General features: G+C 69.6%; 19 protein-coding genes. 14 read left to right on the top strand and 5 right to left on the bottom strand.

Going from position 1 to position 19,352, the window contains the following annotated elements:
• The 14 genes from BLW00_RS11215 (at position 1) to BLW00_RS11150 (ending at position 14,587) form a co-directional block, all read left to right on the top strand.
• On the top strand, positions 1-1,443 hold the full coding sequence (locus tag BLW00_RS11215) for a UDP-N-acetylmuramoyl-tripeptide--D-alanyl-D-alanine ligase (RefSeq protein WP_092553817.1): 1,443 nt from the start codon (positions 1-3) through the stop codon (positions 1,441-1,443).
• Positions 1,440-2,534 (top strand): phospho-N-acetylmuramoyl-pentapeptide-transferase, encoded by a 1,095-nt coding sequence (gene mraY, locus BLW00_RS11210; protein ID WP_092553815.1) that lies wholly within the window; start codon positions 1,440-1,442, stop codon positions 2,532-2,534. Before BLW00_RS11215 ends, mraY begins: the two co-directional genes overlap by 4 nt.
• Entirely contained in the window at positions 2,531-4,084 is a 1,554-nt protein-coding gene (gene murD, locus BLW00_RS11205) for a UDP-N-acetylmuramoyl-L-alanine--D-glutamate ligase (protein WP_092554707.1), read from the top strand. The genes mraY and murD overlap by 4 nt, the downstream gene beginning before the upstream one ends.
• Entirely contained in the window at positions 4,041-5,276 is a 1,236-nt protein-coding gene (ftsW, locus tag BLW00_RS11200; RefSeq protein WP_092553812.1) for a putative lipid II flippase FtsW, read from the top strand. Before murD ends, ftsW begins: the two co-directional genes overlap by 44 nt.
• Positions 5,273-6,370, top strand: a complete 1,098-nt coding sequence (gene murG, locus BLW00_RS11195) for an undecaprenyldiphospho-muramoylpentapeptide beta-N-acetylglucosaminyltransferase (RefSeq protein WP_092553809.1) — start codon at positions 5,273-5,275, stop codon at positions 6,368-6,370. Before ftsW ends, murG begins: the two co-directional genes overlap by 4 nt.
• A 46-nt stretch (positions 6,371-6,416) precedes the next feature.
• The gene (murC, locus tag BLW00_RS11190; RefSeq protein WP_092553806.1) at positions 6,417-7,847 is read left to right on the top strand and encodes a UDP-N-acetylmuramate--L-alanine ligase; all 1,431 of its coding nucleotides are present in this window, start codon (positions 6,417-6,419) and stop codon (positions 7,845-7,847) included.
• A gap of 221 nt (positions 7,848-8,068) precedes the next feature.
• Entirely contained in the window at positions 8,069-9,349 is a 1,281-nt protein-coding gene (locus tag BLW00_RS11185; protein ID WP_092553803.1) for an FtsQ-type POTRA domain-containing protein, read from the top strand.
• Between the two features lie 221 nt (positions 9,350-9,570).
• Entirely contained in the window at positions 9,571-10,782 is a 1,212-nt protein-coding gene (ftsZ, locus tag BLW00_RS11180; protein ID WP_092553800.1) for a cell division protein FtsZ, read from the top strand.
• Between the two features lie 7 nt (positions 10,783-10,789).
• Complete coding sequence (locus BLW00_RS11175) at positions 10,790-11,479, top strand: YggS family pyridoxal phosphate-dependent enzyme (RefSeq protein ID WP_245741524.1); 690 nt, start codon at positions 10,790-10,792, stop codon at positions 11,477-11,479.
• 39 nt (positions 11,480-11,518) lie between these two features.
• Complete coding sequence (locus BLW00_RS11170; RefSeq protein ID WP_092553797.1) at positions 11,519-12,010, top strand: cell division protein SepF; 492 nt, start codon at positions 11,519-11,521, stop codon at positions 12,008-12,010.
• 7 nt (positions 12,011-12,017) lie between these two features.
• A complete protein-coding gene (locus tag BLW00_RS11165) occupies positions 12,018-12,323 on the top strand; it encodes a YggT family protein (RefSeq protein WP_281242407.1) in 306 nt (101 codons plus the stop codon).
• Between the two features lie 128 nt (positions 12,324-12,451).
• Entirely contained in the window at positions 12,452-13,087 is a 636-nt protein-coding gene (locus BLW00_RS11160) for a DivIVA domain-containing protein (RefSeq protein WP_092553794.1), read from the top strand.
• Entirely contained in the window at positions 13,077-13,667 is a 591-nt protein-coding gene (gene lspA / locus BLW00_RS11155; RefSeq protein WP_281242406.1) for a signal peptidase II, read from the top strand. The genes BLW00_RS11160 and lspA overlap by 11 nt, the downstream gene beginning before the upstream one ends.
• Positions 13,667-14,587 (top strand): RluA family pseudouridine synthase, encoded by a 921-nt coding sequence (locus BLW00_RS11150; RefSeq protein ID WP_092553791.1) that lies wholly within the window; start codon positions 13,667-13,669, stop codon positions 14,585-14,587. Before lspA ends, BLW00_RS11150 begins: the two co-directional genes overlap by 1 nt.
• A gap of 25 nt (positions 14,588-14,612) precedes the next feature.
• Here the strand turns inward: BLW00_RS11150 and BLW00_RS11145 are convergent, their stop codons facing one another.
• From BLW00_RS11145 to BLW00_RS11125, 5 genes are read right to left on the bottom strand one after another with little or no spacing between them, the layout of a single operon-like run.
• A complete protein-coding gene (locus tag BLW00_RS11145) occupies positions 14,613-15,887 on the bottom strand; it encodes a sensor histidine kinase (protein ID WP_092553788.1) in 1,275 nt (424 codons plus the stop codon).
• Complete coding sequence (locus BLW00_RS11140; protein WP_175494228.1) at positions 15,884-16,552, bottom strand: response regulator transcription factor; 669 nt, start codon at positions 16,550-16,552, stop codon at positions 15,884-15,886. The genes BLW00_RS11145 and BLW00_RS11140 overlap by 4 nt, the downstream gene beginning before the upstream one ends.
• 35 nt (positions 16,553-16,587) lie before the next feature.
• Positions 16,588-17,343: an FAD:protein FMN transferase gene (locus tag BLW00_RS11135; RefSeq protein ID WP_245741523.1), complete on the bottom strand. Its 756-nt coding sequence runs from the start codon at positions 17,341-17,343 to the stop codon at positions 16,588-16,590.
• Between the two features lie 2 nt (positions 17,344-17,345).
• Positions 17,346-17,855: an FMN-binding protein gene (locus BLW00_RS11130; RefSeq protein WP_092553785.1), complete on the bottom strand. Its 510-nt coding sequence runs from the start codon at positions 17,853-17,855 to the stop codon at positions 17,346-17,348.
• Positions 17,852-19,276 carry a ferredoxin reductase family protein gene (locus BLW00_RS11125; RefSeq protein WP_092553782.1) on the bottom strand — a complete coding sequence of 475 codons (1,425 nt, stop codon included), beginning with the start codon at positions 19,274-19,276 and terminating at the stop codon, positions 17,852-17,854. The genes BLW00_RS11130 and BLW00_RS11125 overlap by 4 nt, the downstream gene beginning before the upstream one ends.
• Between the last annotated feature and the right edge of the window lie 76 nt (positions 19,277-19,352).

Raw genomic sequence — 19,352 nt, 5'->3', positions numbered from 1 at the left:
ATGCTCGATCTCACTCTGACCGAGATCGCGGAGGCGCTCCAGGGCGAACTCGTGATCACCGATGCCGCGGAGGCTGCCGGGTATTCTCCGGCGACGGTCGTGAACGGAACGGTCGACACCGATTCGCGGCTGATCGGCGAGGGTGACGTCTTCGTCGCCAAACGCGGCGAGTTCGACGACGGCCACCGCTTCGTGGGTTCGGCCGTCGAGGCCGGCGCCGCCCTCGTGGTGGTGGAGCACCCCGTCGAGCTCGCGGTTCCGCAGATCGTGGTGGCCGATTCGGTGCTCGCGCTCGGGTATTTCGCGACCGACGTCGTGGCCCGGGTGCGCGCATCCGGAGACCTGAAGATCGTCGGCATCACGGGGTCGAACGGCAAGACCACCACCAAGAACCTGTTGCGCGCCATCCTCGAGCGCGTGGGCGAGACCGTCGCCCCGCGCGACTCGTTCAACAACGAGGTCGGCGCCCCCCTCACCATGCTGAAGCTCACCCCCTCCACCCGCTTCCTCGTGGCCGAGATGGGTGCGAGCGGCAAGGGCGAGATCACGCGGCTGATCCGCATGGCGAAGCCGGATGTCGGCGTGGTGCTCACCGTGGGCCTCGCGCACGCCGGCGAGTTCGGCGGCATCGAGACCACCCTCGCCACGAAGACCGAGATGGTGCAAGACCTGGAGCCGGGCGACGTCGCCGTGCTGAACCGCGACGACGCGCGGGTGGCCGGCATGGCCGAGAAGACGGCGGCGCAGGTGCTCTGGTTCGGGCTCTCCGACTCCGCCGCGGTGCGCGCGACCGACATCGACGCCACCGCGTCGGGCACCTCCTTCGTGCTGCACCTGCCTGACGGATCGGCGCATGCCGTGCGCTTCGCCGTGCTCGGCGAGCACCACGTGATGAACGCCCTCGCGGCGGCCGCCGCGGCCCATGTGCTCGGCGTGCCGGCGGTCGACATCGTCTCCGGTCTCGAGGTGGTCACCCGCGCCGAGCGCTGGCGCATGGAGGTGATGGGCGGCCGCGACGGCGTGCGCGTGATCAACGACGCCTACAACGCCAGCCCCGATTCCATGGCCGCGGCCCTCAAGACGATCGCCCTCATCGCCACGCCCGAGCAGCGCACCACCGCGGTGCTCGGCGAGATGAGCGAACTCGGCCCGTACTCCGTCGAGGAGCACGACCGCATCGGCCGCATGGTGGTGCGGTTCAACATCCACCGCCTGATCGTGGTGGGCGAGGGCGCCCGCGCCATCCACCTGGCCGCGGAGCACGAGGGCTCGTGGGGCGGGGAGGCGATCTTCGTCGAGACCGCCGACGAGGCCTACGCCCTGATCGAGGCCGACACCCGGCCCGACGACCTGATCCTGGTGAAGTCGTCGAACTCGGCCGGCCTCCGGTTCCTCGGCGACCGCATCGCGGAGGCCCATTCTCTGGGAGGGGAGACGGCATGATCACCCTGCTCGCCTCGGCCTCGCTCTCACTGGCGTTCTCGCTCTTTCTGACTCCGGTGTTCATCCGCATCTTCAAGCGCCTCGCCTGGGGCCAGTTCATCAACGTCGACACCCCGGATGCGCACCACGTGAAGCGCGGAACGCCCACCATGGGCGGCATCGTCATCCTGCTCGCGGTGCTCTTCGGCTACTTCGTGTCGGCCCTGCTGACGCGCGAGCCGCCCACGATCTCCGGCCTCCTCGTGCTGTTCCTCATGACGGGGCTCGGAGTGGTCGGCTTCATCGACGACTTCATGAAGGTGCACAAGGAACGCAGCCTCGGGTTGAGCCCGGTGGCGAAGATCGTGGGCCAGGTGATCGTGGGCATCGTCTTCGCGCTGCTCGCGATCCAGTTCCCCAACAAACAGGGCGAGACGCCGGCCTCCACGCAGATCTCGTTCATCCGCGATCTGCCCTTCGACTTCCTCTCCTGGGGCCTGGTGTTCGGCATCATCGCCTTCGTGGTGTGGATCTGCCTCATCGTCATGACCACGTCGAACGCCGTGAACCTCACCGACGGGCTCGACGGGCTCGCACCCGGGTCGAGCATCCTGGCCATCGGCTCTTTCGTGATCATCGGGTTCTGGCAGTTCAACCAGAGCTGCGCCAACGTCACGCTCGACACCGACGTGCTCGACAAGTGCTACGACGTGCGTGACCCGCTCGACCTGGCGGTGGTGGCCGCCACGATCGTCGGCGCCCTGATCGGCTTCCTCTGGTGGAACACCAACCCGGCGAAGATCTTCCTCGGCGACACCGGCTCGCTCGCGCTCGGCGGCGCGCTGGCGGCTCTCGCCATCCTCGCCCGCACCGAACTGCTGCTCATCCTGATCGGCGGCATCTTCGTGATCGTGGCCGGCCAGGTGGCCGTGCAGCTCACCTACTTTAAGCTCACCAAGGGCAAACGCATCTGGCGGGCCAGCCCCCTGCATCACCACTTCGAGATGAAGGGCTGGGCCGAGGTCACCATCGTGGTGCGCTTCTGGATCATCGCGGGGCTGTTCGTGGCCGGTGCGGTGGGCTCGTTCTATCTCGAGTGGCTCTCGCGATGACGGATGCCTCGGCCTCCGCTTCCTCGCGCCCCGACACTCTGACCAGCTGGCACGCCGACTGGTCGGGTCTCCGGGTGGCCGTGCTCGGTCTCGGCGTCACCGGGTTCTCGGTGGCCGACACGCTCACCGAGCTCGGCGCATCCGTTCTCGTCGTGGCCGCCGGTGCGAAGAAGGAATACGCCGATCTGGTGCCCGTGATCGGCGCCCGCCACGTGCTCGCCCCCGCAGGCGAGATCCCGGCCGAGCTCGCCGACTTCGAACCGGAGCTCGTGGTGGCTTCACCCGGCTACCACCCCGACGACGCGCTGATCGTCTGGGCCGAAGCGGCCGGTACGCCCGTATGGGGCGATGTGGAGCTGGCCTGGCGCCTGCGCGACAAGGTGGTGCGGCCGGATGGCCGGCCCGCCGACTGGATCGCCGTCACCGGCACCAACGGCAAGACCACCACCGTGCAGCTCACCGCGTCGATGCTGCTCGCCGGAGGCCTCCGGGTGGCGCCCTGCGGCAACATCGGCATCCCGGTGCTCGACGCCATCCGCGACCCGCAGGGCTTCGACGTGCTGGTGGTGGAGCTCTCGAGCTACCAGTTGCACTCCACCTCGAGCATGTCGCCCTGGGCCTCCGTGGTGCTGAACGTGGCCGACGACCACCTCGACTGGCACGGCTCCTTCGAGGCCTACGCCGCCGCGAAGGCGCGCGTCTACACGAACACGCGGGTCGCCTGCGTCTACAACAAGGGCGACGAGCTCACCATGCGCATGGTGGAGGACGCCGACGTGATCGAGGGCGCCCGCGCCGTGGGCTTCGGGCTGGGCGTTCCCGGCCCGAGCGACTTCGGCGTGGTGGACGGCATCCTCTGCGACCGCGCCTTCCTCGACGACCGGCGCGACTCGGCTCTCGAGATCGTGACCGTCGACGAACTCCGGATGCGCGGACTCGCCGCCCCGCACACCGTCGCCGATGTGCTGGCCGCCAGCGCCCTCGCCCGCAGCTACGGCGCGCCCATCGAGGCCATCCGTGCCGCCCTGGCGTCGTTCACGCTCGACCGGCACCGCATCGAGCACGTGGTGACTGCCGGGGGAGTGACCTGGGTCGACGACTCGAAGGCCACGAATCCGCACGCCGCGGCCGCGTCGTTGCGCGCCTACCCGTCGATCGTGTGGGTGGTCGGGGGGCTCTTGAAGGGCGTCGACATCGATCCGCTGGTGCAGGCATCCGTCGGCGACGAGGGCGGCCGGGTGCGTGCCGTGGTGGTGATCGGAGTCGACCGTTCGGAAGTGGTCGCATCCATCCAGCGACACGCGCCGGAGCTGCCGCTGTTCGAGGTCGACGACGAAGAGACTAGTGACGTAATGTCCGCAGCGGTCGCCTTGGCGGCCGCGGCGGCCCGGCCCGGAGACGTGGTGCTGTTGGCACCGGCGGCGGCGTCGATGGACCAGTTCGCAGACTATGCCGACCGAGGAACGCGTTTCGCGGAGGCGGTGCGGAAGCACGTGGGAGGTAGTGATGGTGACGACACCCTCCCGGAGCCTCCCCCGATTCGGCCGTAGACCGAGCAGTTCGGAACGCACGGCCAGCGGCACCCAGTCGGCCCGCATCTCGCTCGGCCAGGTGTTCACCGCCGAGTCGAGCAACTACTTCCTGCTGCTCGGCACCACGCTCTTCCTGGTGCTGCTCGGCCTCGTGATGGTGCTCTCGTCGAGCTCGATCGACTCCTTCACCGAACGCCAGGGCTTCTTCGGGGTGTTCTGGAAGCAGGGGCTCTTTGCACTCATCGGCATCCCGCTCATGCTCGTGGTCTCGCGGCTGCCGATCCGCTTCTTCAAACGCTGGGCGTGGCTCGCCATCTTCGTGGCCGTCGGCGTGCAGCTGCTCGTGTTCACACCGCTCGGCGACGAGGTCGGCGGCAACCTCAACTGGATCGCCATCGGCAGCTACACCTTCCAGCCCTCCGAACTCGTGAAGCTCGCGCTGGTGATCTGGATGGGCGCCATCCTGGCCAAGAAGGAGGCGCTGCTCGGCAAGCTCGGGCACGTCGCCATCCCGATCCTCCCGGTCGCCGGCGGTGCCATCCTGCTGGTGCTGCTCGGCGGCGACCTCGGAACCGTGATGATCATGGCCGGCCTCGTGTTCGGCGCCCTGTTCTTCGCCGGCATCAAGCTCCGGATGCTGGTGCTGCCGGTGATCGCCGGCGCCCTGATCGCCATCGTGGTCGCTTTCTCGAGCGAGAGCCGCACCACCCGCATCATGTCGTTCTTCAACGGATCGGGTTCCGACTACCAGGGCACCGACTGGCAGGCCCAGCACGGCGAGTGGGCGCTTGCGGGCGGAGGCATCTTCGGGGTGGGCCTCGGCAACTCCAAGGCGAAGTGGTCGTGGCTGCCCGCGGCCGACAACGACTACATCTTCGCGATCATCGGCGAAGAACTCGGGCTCGTGGGCGCGATCGTGGTGCTGCTGCTGTTCATCGCGCTGGCCATCGCGTTCATCCGCATCATCCGCTCGTCGAACGACATGTTCTCGAAGGTCGTGACCGGTGCGGTGATGGTGTGGCTGATCGGCCAGGCGTTCGTGAACATCGCCGTGGTGCTGGGGGTGCTGCCGGTGCTCGGCGTGCCGTTGCCCTTGATATCGTCGGGCGGCTCCGCCCTGCTCACGACCCTGGCGGCGATCGGCATCGTGCTCTCCATCGCGCGCGAGAACGCCCTCACGAGCGCCTCCGAGAGCACGCGGCGGCGATGACCAGGTATCTGCTCGCCGGAGGCGGCACGGCGGGACACGTGAACCCGCTGCTCGCCACGGCCGATGAACTGCGCCGCCGCGACCCCTCGGCCGAGATCATCGTGCTGGGCACCGCCGAGGGACTCGAGGCCCGGCTCGTTCCGGAGCGCGGCTACGAACTGCTGACCATACCCAAGCTGCCGTTCCCGAGGCGGCCGAACGGCGCCGCACTGCGCTTTCCCGGTGCGTTCCGGCGCACGATCGCCTCGGTGACCGACATCATCCGGTCGCGCGGTGTCGATGTGGTGGTGGGGTTCGGAGGCTATGCGTCGGCGCCCGGCTATCTGGCGGCGCGGCGCGCACGGGTGCCCTTCGTCATCCATGAGGGCAACGCGAAGCCCGGTCTCGCCAACCGGCTCGGCGCGCGCTACACGACCTGGGTCGGCGTGAGCTTCGCGGCCACGCCGCTGCGGCACGCCGTGCTCACGGGGATGCCGTTGCGCGCGGAGGTCACGGCACTGGCCGATCCCGCGGCGCGGAGGGCAGCGGCCACGGCCGCCCACGAGTTCTTCGGCCTCGACGCCTCGCGCCCGACCCTGCTGGTGACGGGCGGGTCGCTCGGTGCCCGCCGCATCAACGCCACCGTGCATGCCTCCGCGCTGGCCGTGCTCCACGCCGGCTGGAACGTGCTGCACATCGCGGGCAACCGCTCCGAGGTCGATGACCCGGAGCTCCCCGGCTACGTCTTCCTCGAGTACTGCGACCGGATGGATCTCGCCCTCGCCGTGGCCGACTTCGCCATCTCGCGCGCCGGATCGTCGACGCTCTCCGAGTTCGCGGTGGTCGGCGTGCCGGGCGTGCTCGTTCCCTATCCCGTAGGCAACGGCGAACAGCGCTACAACGCGCGCGACCTCGTCGACGCGGGAGGCGCCATCCTGGTGACGGATGCCGAGTTCCTGCCGGCCTGGGTCGACCGCGAAGTCGTTCCGCTGCTGGCGGACACGGAGCGCATCACGGGCATGAAGACGGCTGCCCGGAGCGTTGGCATCCCCGACGCGGCAGCCCGTCTCGTCGCCCTGATCGAGAAGTCCCTGAACGAGGGGGCGTCGGCGTGAGCGTAACGTTGTGTCGGTCTGTTGTCGCTGAAAAGAGTGTGAACCCGTGATCAAGCCCGACCTCTCGATCGAGATTCCCGAAACCCTCGGCGCCGTGCATTTCGTCGGCATCGGCGGCGCCGGCATGAGCGGAATCGCGCGCCTGTTCAAGGCATCCGGCCTCACCGTCACCGGCTCCGACCGCAGCGACTCGAAGACCGCGGCGAAACTGCGGGCCCTGGACATCCCGGTGACCGTCGGGCACGACGCCGCGAACATCGGTGACGCCGACACGCTCGTGGTGACGAGTGCGCTCTGGGCCGACAACCCCGAGTACCTTGCCGCCCAGGAACGCGGGCTGACCATCCTGCACCGCTCGCAGGCACTGGCCTGGCTGGTGAACAAGCAACGCCTCATCGCCGTGGCCGGGGCGCACGGCAAGACCACCTCGACCGGCATGATCGTGACCGCGTTGCTCGAACTCGAGCAGGAGCCCTCGTTCGTGAACGGCGGCGTCATCTCCGAGCTCGGCACGAGCTCCGCCCTCGGCGACGGCGGGATCTTCGTGGTGGAGGCCGACGAATCCGACGGTTCCTTCCTGCTCTACGACACGGCAGTGGCGCTGATCACGAACGTCGACCCCGACCACCTCGACCACTACGGCTCGGTGGAAGCGGTGGAGGATGCCTTCGTGCGGTTCGCCGACGCGGCCTCCGAGTTCGTCGTGATCTCCTCCGACGACGCGGGAGCGCTCCGCGTGTCGTCGCGGGTCTCCCACCCGCGGGTGCTGACCTTCGGCGAGGCGCCCGACGCCGACTTCCGGGTGCACTCGATCGACACCTCCGGCCCGGTGCGCTACGTCATCGAGCACGAGCGCGTGAGCTACCCGGGCGTGCTGCGCGTGCCCGGTCACCACAACGCCATCAACGCCGCCGGCGCCGTGGCCGTGCTGGTGGGGCTCGGTTTCGCTCCGGATGCGGCCATCGCCGCCGTGGGATCGTTCGGCGGCACCGGCCGCCGTTTCGAACTGCACGGCACGGTCGGCGGCGTGAGCGTCTACGACGACTACGCGCACCACCCCACCGAGGTCGAGGCGGCGCTCACGGCGGCGCGCACGGTGGTGGGCGAGGGGCGCATCATCGCCGTGCACCAGCCGCACCTCTACAGCCGCACCCAGCTGATGGCGGGGGAGTTCGCCGAGACGCTCGAGCGCACCGCCGACTTCACCATCGTGCTCGACGTGTGCGGGGCACGCGAAGACCCCGTCCCGGGCGTGACCGGCGAGACCGTCTCCTCGCGGTTCGCCGACCCGTCGCACGTGGCCTACATCGACGACTGGCAGCGCGCTGCCGACTTCATGGCGTCGTATGCCCAGCCCGGAGACTTCGTGATCACCCTCGGCTGCGGCGACGTGAACCTCATCGTGCCGCAGCTGCTCGATTCGCTCGAGCAGGCCTCGGCCTCGTCGTCCTCCCGTGCGGGTGCGGGAGGAGAGTGAAGCGACCACCGGGCATCACGCCGCCTCCACCGCCGCCGCCGGTCGACCCTCCGGCCCCGGGCGGCCGATCGTCGCGCGGCACGCCGAAGAAGCGCCGTGCCGCCCCCGATGCAGCGGGTGGGGATGCGGCGAGCACCGAAGTGCCCCCCGCAGGTGCGCGAGCGCGGTCGGCGTCCGGCACGGACCGGCCCCGGCCCGCGGCGTCACGCGGCCGAGCGCCGGTGACCGTGCGCGACGCCGAGACGGCTCCCCTCGATCCACTGCCCCGCTCGATCCGCCCGGCCGCGGATTCCTCTCGTGCCGCCGCGCCGTCGGACGAAGGGCTCGCATCGCCGCGAGCCGATCAGCCGACGCCGCCCGCACGTCCGTCCCGCCGTGCGTCGGGCGGCACGCCGTGGTGGACCACGCCGGCGTCGTCGCCTGCCGGCCTGCCGCCATCCGGGCCGCCCGTCGCATCGGCCGACCAGAACGCCACGGTGCCGCTCGGCAAGAAGGCCGGCCGTAAGCCCCGCAAGCCGGTCGACGAGAACGCCATCGCGCCGCTCGCCGGCAAACCCGGGCGCACAGCGCCCCGCAAGCCGGTCGACCAGAACGCGACCACACCCCTCGGCGGGTCGTCGCGCTCGGCCGGCTCGGTTGTCGCCGGTGCGGGCTCCGCCGCCAGCACGAACTCCTCCGCCACCAGCACCTCGCTGCCGCGTCCGACCTCGACGGGGCGTGCGGAGAAGGCGCCGGCACGTGCCCAGTCGACGCTGCGGGCGGCCGTCCGAGAACGCCGGCGGTACGAGAAGTCGGAAGCGCGGCGCTTCACGCAGCGGTCGCGCCGCCGCCGCATGGCCTGGCTGATCTCCGGCGCATCCGTCGCCGCCCTCGTGGTCGTGGTGCTGCTCGCCGCCTACTCACCGCTCCTGGCGGTGCGCACGGTCGCCGTCGAAGGGCTCAGCCGTCTCGACCCGGCGACGGTCACCACGGCGCTCGACGATCAGCTCGGCCGCCCGCTCGCCCTGGTCGACTACGGTGCGATCGAGCGCGACCTGGCGCAGTTCTCCTACATCGAGTCGTACTCCGTCGAGGCCCGCCCGCCCGACACGCTGGCGGTGCGGATCGTCGAGCGTCGCCCGGTGGCGCAGCTGCAGACCGATGCGGGCTTCAACCTCATCGACGCCGCGGGCGTGACCGTGCAGCAGTCGCCGGAGCGCATCGCCGGGTTCCCCGTGCTCGATCTCACCGGCACCGAGATCGGCAGTCCGGGCTTCCGGGCGGCCGCGGCAGTGCTGATGTCGCTCCCGGACGCCCTGATCACGCAGGTCGACCGCATCAGCGGCACCACCCCCGACAGCGTCACCATGGTGTTCACGGGCGCCGGTCAGCGTGTGGTCTGGGGCGATGCCGAGGACTCCGACCTGAAGGCGCGCATCCTGGAGCGGCTGATCGCCACTCAGGACCCGTCGCTGCCGGTGGAGTACGACGTCTCCAGCCCGCAGAGCCCCGTGATCCGCTGAACACCCCCATCGACCCGTCAGTTCGTGCCGCTATGGAGCGCCCAAAGCGGCACGAACTGACGGGTCGATGTGGGAAGCAATCGCGACACGCGGCGCGGCGTCGTGGGCCGCCCGGGTATCGTCACCTAGGTTCATTTCTAGGAAATACATACTCGGAATAACTTTAACTTTCAAGTTGAACTTTAAGGTTTCAGACCCTTGAAGACCAGCGGAGGCCGGACGTGACTTCAAACCAGAACTACCTAGCCGTAATCAAGGTCGTCGGCATCGGCGGCGGCGGCGTGAACGCCGTGAACCGCATGATCGAGCTCGGTCTTCGCGGAGTCGAATTCATCGCCATCAACACGGACGCTCAGGCGCTGCTGATGAGCGACGCCGACGTGAAGCTCGACGTCGGTCGCGAGATCACCCGCGGGCTCGGCGCCGGAGCCGACCCCGAGGTGGGTCGCCGCGCCGCCGAAGACCATGCCGAGGAGATCGAAGAGGCCCTCGCCGGCGCCGACATGGTGTTCGTGACCGCGGGTGAGGGTGGCGGAACCGGAACCGGTGGCGCCCCCGTGGTGGCCCGCATCGCGAAGTCGATCGGCGCGTTGACGATCGGTGTCGTCACCAAGCCCTTCGGCTTCGAGGGCAAGCGCCGAGCGGCTCAGGCCGAAGACGGCGTGGCCACGCTGAAGAACGAGGTCGACACCCTCATCGTGGTGCCCAACGACCGCCTGCTCGAGATCAGCGACCGCGGCATCAGCATGCTCGAGGCCTTCTCCACGGCCGATCAGGTACTGCTGGCCGGTGTTCAGGGCATCACCGACCTCATCACCACCCCTGGACTCATCAACCTCGACTTCGCCGACGTGAAGTCGGTCATGCAGGGGGCAGGATCGGCCCTCATGGGCATCGGTTCGTCGCGGGGAGCCGACCGCGCCATCAAGGCGGCCGAGCTGGCGGTGGCGAGCCCGCTGCTCGAGGCCTCCATCGACGGCGCACACGGCGTGCTGCTCTCCATCCAGGGCGGATCGAACCTCGGCATCTTCGAGATCAACGACGCCGCCAAACTGGTGCAGGATGCCGTTCACCCGGAGGCCAACATCATCTTCGGCGCCGTGATCGACGACACCCTCGGCGACGAGGTGCGCGTCACGGTGATCGCGGCCGGCTTCGACGGTGGAGATCCCAATCCCCAGGTCGCCGGGGACACCCGTCGCGGCGGCTTCGTCGCGGCGAAGGAGGAGAGCGACCCATTCGGTCGCGGAGGCGCCGCCACGGCGACGCTCCGCCGCGAGCAGAAGACCGAGGCCGCCGAAGAGACTCCCGTGCCCCAGCAGCAGAGCTGGTCGTCGCCGGCGAGCGACCTCGGGCTCACCGGCACGGTCGCCCTCGACCCGGCTTCCGAAGACGACGACGCCGACCTGGACGTCCCCGACTTCCTGAAGTAGACCGCCGGTGACCGAGCTCCCGGGCGGCCCGTCGCTCGCCGAGCGCCTGACCGAGGTGACCGGCCGGATCGCCGACGCCGCCCGCGAGGCGGGCCGCGATCCGGCCGATCTCACCACGATCGTCGTGACGAAGTTCCACCCCGCCTCCCTGGTGCGTGACCTCCACGCCCTCGGGGTGCGCGATTTCGGTGAGAACCGGCACCAGGAGGCGCGGGAGAAGGCGGCCGAGCTCGCCGATCTCGACCTCAGCTGGCACTTCATCGGGCAATTGCAGACCAAGAAGGCGCGCCAGGTGCGCGACTACGCCCGCGTCATCCACTCGATCGACCGCGAACCCCTCGTGGCGGCGCTGGCAGCGGGCTCGCCGCCGCTCGACGTCTTCCTGCAGGTCAACCTCACCGACGACCCCGAACGCGGGGGAGCGCGGCCCGTGGAGGTGCCGGCCCTCGCCGACGCGATCGCCGCGGCCGAGGGGCTGCGGCTCCTGGGTGTGATGGGCGTCGCCCCGCTGGATGAAGAGCCCCGTGCCGCCTTCGCGCGCCTTCGGGAGCTCGGCGAGGCCGTCGCGCGGGCGGTGCCGGGTGCGACCGCGATGTCCGCCGGGATGTCGCACGACTTCCGCGAAGCGATCGCCGAAGGCGCGACACACCTCCGCATCGGCACCGCAATCACGGGAAACCGGCCCGTGCGCGTTTAATCTCGGGGGTAGGAAAAGTTACCGCTACCGGAGGTTCGCATGGCAAACCCACTGCGCAAGACCATGGTTTACCTGGGTCTCGCCGACGAAGAACTCGAATACGACGAGGCGCCCGCTCAGGCCGCGCCCGTGGCTCCTGTGCCGCATCCGCACCCTCAGGCGACCGTCTCCCAGGCGCCCGCCGCGAACCGCGCTCCGGTCACGCCGCTCCGCAAGACCTCGCACACGAAGAATGTGGCTCCTGCTGAAATGAATGAGATCCTCACCGTCCACCCCAAGCAGTACAAGGACGCCCAGGTCATCGCCGAGAACTTCCGCGAAGGCATCCCGGTCATCATCAACCTGTCGCAGATGACGGATGCCGACGCGCGCCGTCTGATCGACTTCGCCGGCGGCCTCTCGCAGGGCCTCTACGGCAAGATCGAGCGCGTCACGAGCAAGGTCTTCCTGCTCTCGCCGTCGCACGTCTCGGTCTCCGGAGACGCCGGTGGCGAGGCTCGCGCAGAATCTTCCTTCTTCGTCCAGTCATAATTGCTGAGTGGGTTCACTCGTCATCATCATCGCGACCGTCGTCTATTTCGCGCTGCTGCTGTACTTCTTCCTGATGTGGGGCCGGTTCATCCTGGACCTCGTCCGGACGGTTCGCCGTGACTGGCGGCCGGCCGGGGCCCTCCTCGTGCTCGCCGAGGTGACCTACACGGTCACCGACCCGCCGATTCGGTTCTTCCGGCGCGTGATCCCACCCCTCCGAGTGGGCTCGATCGCCCTGGATTTCGGGTGGAGCATCGTGATGCTCATCGTCATCATCGCGCTCTCGGTGGCCGGTTTCGTGCGCTCGCAATAGGGTGCCCATGTATCCTGAACACAACGGCTCCTCAAACTGATCGCCCCGTTCACGGGACGTTCGTCGGGAATGTTGCTACGGTTAGCAACGCGTTATCACTGTTGTCAAAGCAATAAGGGTGGAAAACCATGGCGTTAACTCCGGAAGATGTTGTTAACAAGAGATTTTCTCAGACCAAGTTCCGTGAAGGTTACGACCAGGACGAGGTGGATGACTTCCTCGACGAGGTCGTCGTCGAGCTTCGCCGTCTGACACAGGAGAACGAGGAGCTGAAGGCTCAGCTCGAGACCGGTGGCGCCCCCGTGGCCGCCGTCGCTGCGCCGGTCGAGGCCGCCGCGGTCGTCGAAGAGGTCGTCGAGGCACCCGCCCCCGTCGCCGAGGTTCCGGCGCCCGTCGCCGCCACCACGGGTTCCGACATCGAAGACGAGGCCGGCTCCACCACGAACCTCCTGCAGCTGGCGCGCCGCCTGCACGACGAGCACGTGAAGGAAGGCGCCGACAAGCGCGACGCCCTCATCGCGGAGGGTCACGCGACCGCCGCCCGCATCGTGGCCGAGGCCGAGACCAAGCAGCGCAACGAGCTGGCTCGCCTCAACCAGGAGAAGGCCGGCATCGAGCACCGCATCGACGAGCTGCGCACCTTCGAGAAGGACTACCGTGCGGGTCTGAAGACCTACATCGAAGACCAGCTGAAGGATCTCACGTCGTCGAGCGTCGACAGCGAGAAGAGCCCGTCGTCGAGCTTCAGCGGTTTTGGCGGATAGGGAACGTTCGAGAGTTCGTCCCCGGGTCCTGATCGTCCTGGCGGCCGTCGCAGCAGCGTCGATCGCCCTCGATCAGATCACGAAGCTTCTGGTCGTACAGAATCTTGAATTGGGTGAGGTCGTCCCGGTCGTGGGCGACCTCATCCAATTTCACTTTGTGAAGAACTCCGGTGCCGCGTTCTCGATCGGAAACGCGTACACCTGGATCTTCTCGATCCTCGCCGCCGCCGTCACCGTCTTCATCGTCTGGTTCGCGCGGCGCATCCGCTCGCTCGCGTGGGCCGTGGTGTTCGGCCTGCTGCTCGGCGGAACGATCGGCAACCTGATCGACCGGCTGTTCAAGGAGCCCGGCTTCGGTGTCGGGCACGTGATCGACTTCATCACCATTCCGCTGCTGCCGGCCATCTTCAACCTCGCCGACGTGTCGATCACCGCGGCGATGGTGCTGTTCCTCATCCTCACCATCCGCGGCATCGGCCTCGACGGCAAGCGTCACGTGGTGCAGAAACAGAGCGAGCAGGATGCCGACGCCGACGACACCGTGGTGGGCCCCGGCAACGACAACCGCGAGCAGGTCTGATGGAATCGCGCACCCTTCCCGTTCCCGACGGTCTCGACGGAGTCCGTGTGGATGCCGGTATCGCCAAGCTCCTCGGATTCTCCCGCACCTTCGCCGCCGAGGTCGTCGACGCCGGGGGAGTGACGGTCGACGGACGCACGGTCGGCAAGTCGGACAAGCTGCGCCGCGACACCTGGCTCTCGGTCGAGTGGTCGCCCCGCGAGGAGCCGCAGATCGTGCCCGTGATCGTGCCCGAACTGACCGTGGTCTACGACGACGACAGCATCATCGTGGTGGACAAGCCCGTCGGCGTGGCCGCGCATCCGTCGGTCGGCTGGGACGGCCCCACCGTGCTCGGCGCCTTGGCCGGGGCCGGATATCGCATCGCGACGAGCGGCGCTGCCGAGCGGGCGGGCATCGTGCACCGGCTGGATGCCGGCACCAGCGGACTGATGGTCGTCGCGAAGTCGGAGGCGGCCTACACCTGGCTGAAGCGCGCATTCCACGACCGCGAGGTCGACAAGATCTACCACGCGCTCGTGCAGGGCCATCCGGATCCGTTCGCCGGCACGATCGATGCACCCATCGGGCGGCATCCGAAGTCGGACTGGAAGTTCGCGGTCACCGCCGCGGGCAAGCCGTCGGTCACGCACTACGAGACGCTCGAAGCCTTCCGGGCGGCGACGCTCCTGGAGGTGCACCTCGAGACGGGGCGCACGCATCAGATCCGGGTGCACATGGCGGCGCAGCGGCATCCATGCTGCGGCGACACGATGTACGGCGCCGACCCCGTGCTCTCGGCTCGACTGGGGCTGACGCGGCAGTGGCTGCACGCGATGCGACTGGGGTTCGTGCATCCGGAGACACGCGAGTACGTCTCGTTCGAGAGCCACTACCCGGCCGACCTGCAGCACGCCCTCGACGTCGTCGCGGCCGACTGAGACGCTCCGCCACCGGCGAGACGCGTCAGCGTCCCCGCTCCGGCGCCTGGAGGGGGATCGAACACACGACCGCGCCGCCCGGAGCGGAGCGGTCGATCGTGACCGTCCCGTGGTGCCGGCGGGTGATCTCGGCCACGATGGCGAGGCCCAGCCCGTAATGACGGATGCCGCCGGCCGAGGAGGGCTCGGTGGCTCGGCCGCTGGCGAAACGCTCGAACGCATTCGCGGCGATCTCGGGGGCGAAGCCTGTCCCGTCGTCGTCGACGCGCACGACGGCCAGGGCTCCCGTCGCCCGGACATCCACCTCGACGGCTCCGCGCGCATGGTCGAGCGCGTTTGTCGCCAGCGCGATGACGAGCCGGAGGAGTGCGGCTCGCGACCCGGCGACGAGCACCGGTGCGGTGCTGCCGGATCGGCGCAGAACGATCCCACGGGCGAGAGCGTCGTCACGGAGCAACGAGACGGCCTCGTCGGCGACGGCCGCGACATCCACCGTCACCGGTTCGGCGACGCTCCGCGGGTCGGCGGCGATGAGCAGATCGTCGAGGATCTCGGTGAGCGCGCGGGTGTCGGTCACGATCTCGTCGACGGATGCGGTCACATCGGCCGGCAGGCCCGACCGGCCCCGCCGCTGGAGCAGCTGGGCCCGAGTGCTCAGCAGCGTGAGCGGGGTGCGCAGCTCGTGGCTGGCGTCGGCCACGAACCGGCGCTGCAGCGCGAGCGCCTCGGCGAGCGGGCGGATCGCGCGTCGGGCCATCAGATAGGCCGCGACGAAGGCGAGCACGGCGGCCACGGCGGCGGCGATCAGCAGTGCGGTGACGAGCCGCGTGAGTTCCTCGGCGCTCTCGTGCTGATCGACGGCCACCTGCACGACACGATCGTGGTTGCGATCGGCGGTCGACGAGGTGGTGAGCAGGAGGTAGCTCCGCCCGTCGACGGTGCGCTCCGAGCGCACGTCGCTCCCACCGGCGGCCACCGACTGGATCGCGGCGGTGTCGAGGAGCGCGGCCGGCATCCCCGGCGGTGTGACGACCTGTCCACCCGTGTGTCCGTCGACGATCGTGACGTAGGTGCCCTCGGGTGCATCCTCGGGGGAATCGATCTGGGTGGCCGCCTCGAGCGCCCGTTCGCTCGATTCCGCGATGCTGTTGGCCACGATGGCGAACACGATGCCGCCGACCACGGCGAGCAGGATCAAGACGAGGCCGGTGAACTGCGCGGTGAGGCGCAGCGCGGCTCCACGGAGGTCGTCGTCCGGCCGGCGACCGCGCGACCTCCGCACCGAACGGGCCGCGGTCACGGCAGCGGTCCGAGACGGTAGCCGATCCCGCGCACCGTCGTGATGGTCTGCCGGCCGAGCTTCTTGCGCAGGTAGTGCACGTAGGTGTCGACCACGCCGGGGTCGTCGGCGTCGGGGAAGACGGTCGCGAGCAGGTCGTCGCGTTCGAAGACCTGGGTCGGCCGGCGGGCGAGCCGTTCGAGGAGGTGGGCCTCGCGTTCGGAGAGGATGACGTTCTCACCGCCCGAGGTGGTGACGGAGCGGCCCGTGGTGTCGAGGCTCCCGTCGGGCAGGGCGAGCACGGGCACGGAACTGCGATGACGCCGCAGGAGCGCGCGGATGCGGGCGAGCAGCTCCTCGATGTCGAACGGCTTGCCGAGATAGTCCTCCGCTCCGCGGTCGAGCCCCTCCACGCGGTCGGCCGGGTTGCCCAGTGCGGAGAGCACGAGAGCGGGGGTGAGGACGCCCCGGCCGCGCAACCGGGTGAGCACGTCGAGGCCCTCGATGATCGGGAGGCCGCGGTCGAGCACGATCGCGTCGAACTCCTGGGTGAGCCCTTCGTGCAACGCCCGCTGCCCGTCGCGCGCCACCACCGTGTGGTATCCCTCGGCCGTCAGCAGCTGGTCGAGCATCTGCGCGAGGCGCGCGTCGTCCTCGACGAGCAGGATGCGGGCGTGGTCCGACATGGTCGAAGTATAGGGATCGCCGTGCCGGCCCGGGCTCATGCCGGGGCGAGTCCGGCGGAAGTCGCCAGACCCGGAGTCGCCGTCAATCGCCCCTCGGCGTCGACGATGAGCGCATCGACATCGAAGCGATCGAGCATCTCCTGGCAGCGGGCGGGTCCTCCCGACAGGATCGCCGTGGCCAACACGTCGGCGGTCACGATGTCGTCGGCCAGCACCGACACCTGCCGGAAGGTGGGCTCACCGGATGCATCGACCCGCCAGACGTGCTCGCCGCGCTCGGCTGTTCCCGAGGTCGCGAGCGCGCGGCGCGCGCCGGTGAACCCGACCCCGCAGAGCAACGCGGTCCGGTCGCCCGGGTCGACGACGCCGACGCGCCACGGAGCGCCGCGGAACGTACCCTGCGAGAGGATGTCGCCACCGGCGTTGAGCAGCCAGTGCCCCTCGCCGGCGGCATCGAGCACGCGCCCGCCGGCCTCGATCGCGGCGGCCTTGACGATGCCGGAGAGGTCGATGATCCCGTCGGGTCGATGCGGGGTGAAGGCGCCCGCCGTGCGGCGGTGCCATTCGAGCGCCTCGGCGTACATGTCGCGGAGCACGGCGCTCGACCGGTGCAGCGGCACCTCGCCGCGAGCCACGCGGCTGATCTCCGAGCCGTCGCGGTAGAGGCTGAACCGGAGGTCGAACGTGCGGAAGGCGTCTTCGACTCCGCTCAGCGTGTCGGCCGTGGGCAGGTCGCCGGGGAATCGCAGGCTGACGGTCGTGCCCATGGTGTCGAACACGTGCACGGTCATGATCAGAGCCCTGCCTGGTCGAGGGCCGACTGCAGCGAGCTCAGGTAGCCGTCGCTGGTGTAGGTGGCGCCGGACACTCCCTGCACGTTCGCCGACTGCGCGGCGAGCACCTGCTCGCGCAGCACGGGCGCCGCGCGGTTGCTGATCGACACCGACCGCGGATCCCGGTCGGTCAGGTGGAGGGCCACGACATCCGTGATGGAGCCGTTCTCGACCGTGATCTGCACCTGCACGTCGCCGAACCGGGTCGCGGCGGAGGTGCCCGTGAACGTGCCGGAGGGACCGGTCGCGGCCGGTGCCGACGTCTGCGGAGCGGTGGTCGCCGGTGCCGACGTCGCCGGGCCGGTCGTCGCCGGGGCCGACGCCTCGGGTGCGGTCGTCGTCGGTGCCGCCGGCGCGGTCGCTGCCGAGTCGACGGACGTGCCGGCCTGCCCCTGCGAGCCGAGCTGCCAGCCGACCGTGATCACGGCGGCCGAAGAGAGGATGCTCAGAGCGAGCGCGCGGGCCCTCACCAGTCGAACCTCTCGAGGTGGATCTGCTCGTCGGGCAGCCCGGCGGCGCGGGCGTCGCGGACGACCAGATCGGCCCAGGACTGCGGCCCGCAGACGTACAGGTCGGAGTGCAGCAGGTCGGGGAAGGCCGACGTGATCGTGACTCCGCGCGAGAGCGCCTCGGCCGACATCCAGGTGGCGAGTCCAGGCGGCCGGGAACCCAGCATCGTGTAGACCGCGTTGCCGCGCATGCTCCGGAGGGCGCCGATCTCGTTCCACAGGTAGCTCTGGGCAGGGTCGGTGCCGCGCAGGATGACGGTCGCCTCACCGGGCCGCAGATCGGAGTGTTCGAGCAACGACCGGATCGGGGTGATGCCGATCCCGGCCGCGATGACGGCCAGCTTCGGCGCGACCCGGTGCGCGTCGGTGAACACGCCGTAGGGCCCTTCGATCGAGACCCGGGTGCCCGGGCGTACCCGGCCGATCGCCGCGCTGCCCGAGCCGAGGTCCCGCACGGTGATCCGCGCGCTCGTCGCCGTCGGCACCGCGGAGAAGGAGATCGGATGCGCGTGCCACCAGGTGCTGCCGGTCCAGAAGCGCCAGATCGCGTACTGGCCGCCGCGGGTCTGCAGTCGATCGAGATCGCGTCCGGTGAGGTAGAGGGAGACCACGCCGGGTGCGACGCGCTCGACGCCCGCGACCCGGATGTCGTGTCGCGCGCTCCGGATGGCGGGCACCAGGAAGCGGAAGACGCCGATCGAACCGAACGCGAGCACGTAGAGCGCGATCCAGTAGATGCGCTGCGCTGTGCCGTCGGCCAGAACGCCGCCGGCGCTCAACTGGTGCGGCACGGCAGCGAGCACGGCGACATAGCTCAGCAGGTGGACGAGATGCCAGGCCTCGTAGGAGAAGCGCCGGCGCACGGCCACCACCGACGTCACGACCACCGCCACCAGCAGCCCGAGCCCGAGGTAGGCGAGTGCCATGTCGGGCCCTTGGAAGAGGCTGACCGTCTCGGCGACGACGGTGGAGCCGTCGGTCATCGCGTACCCGATGGTGAGCAGCACGCCGTGGGCGAGGATCAGGTAGAGAGCCGGCTTGCCGAGACGGCGATGGAACGCCATCGCCGTGTCCTGCCCGACGACCCGGTCGATCGCCGGGATGCGAGCGGCGAGCACGAGCATCACGAGGATCAGATCCGTGCCCACGAGCCCGGTCACGATCCCCGCCGCGGTCAGGGCGGAGGCGGTGTCGGTGATCTGAGCGAGACCGCCGTAGGCCAGCCAGAGCGAGACGGCCATGGCGACCGACGACCAGCACAGCGCGATCATCAGGTCGGCGGCACGCATCCGCCGGCGCCCGCGGATGCGGCGGGCGCGATCGACGGGATCGCGGTCTCGGCGGCGGTCGGCCAGCGGGGCGGGCGCTGTTCGTGTGGTCATCGTGGGCTCGATTCGGGAGTCGATCGGGTGTCTACCCTGTCAACGATCGTCCCGATTTCTTCCAGCTTTCTTAGCC

The sequence above is a fragment of the Herbiconiux ginsengi genome (assembly GCF_900107435.1).
In the GTDB taxonomy this organism is placed as follows: domain Bacteria; phylum Actinomycetota; class Actinomycetes; order Actinomycetales; family Microbacteriaceae; genus Herbiconiux; species Herbiconiux ginsengi.
The sequence above is the reverse complement of the archived record's forward strand: the minus strand, read 5'-3'. Positions and strand labels throughout refer to the sequence as shown.

Excerpts from the sequence above, each read along its gene's own strand:
- murD (WP_092554707.1), top strand. The coding sequence starts at position 2,531 with ATGACGGATGCCTCGGCCTCCGCTTCCTCGCGCCCCGACACTCTGACC.
- murG (WP_092553809.1), top strand. The coding sequence starts at position 5,273 with ATGACCAGGTATCTGCTCGCCGGAGGCGGCACGGCGGGACACGTGAAC.
- BLW00_RS11215 (WP_092553817.1), top strand. The coding sequence starts at position 1 with ATGCTCGATCTCACTCTGACCGAGATCGCGGAGGCGCTCCAGGGCGAA.
- BLW00_RS11170 (WP_092553797.1), top strand. The coding sequence starts at position 11,519 with ATGGCAAACCCACTGCGCAAGACCATGGTTTACCTGGGTCTCGCCGAC.
- BLW00_RS11125 (WP_092553782.1), bottom strand. The coding sequence starts at position 19,276 with ATGACCACACGAACAGCGCCCGCCCCGCTGGCCGACCGCCGCCGAGAC.
- BLW00_RS11135 (WP_245741523.1), bottom strand. The coding sequence starts at position 17,343 with ATGACCGTGCACGTGTTCGACACCATGGGCACGACCGTCAGCCTGCGA.
- BLW00_RS11160 (WP_092553794.1), top strand. The coding sequence starts at position 12,452 with ATGGCGTTAACTCCGGAAGATGTTGTTAACAAGAGATTTTCTCAGACC.
- mraY (WP_092553815.1), top strand. The coding sequence starts at position 1,440 with ATGATCACCCTGCTCGCCTCGGCCTCGCTCTCACTGGCGTTCTCGCTC.
- BLW00_RS11150 (WP_092553791.1), top strand. The coding sequence starts at position 13,667 with ATGGAATCGCGCACCCTTCCCGTTCCCGACGGTCTCGACGGAGTCCGT.
- ftsW (WP_092553812.1), top strand. The coding sequence starts at position 4,041 with ATGGTGACGACACCCTCCCGGAGCCTCCCCCGATTCGGCCGTAGACCG.
- BLW00_RS11140 (WP_175494228.1), bottom strand. The coding sequence starts at position 16,552 with ATGTCGGACCACGCCCGCATCCTGCTCGTCGAGGACGACGCGCGCCTC.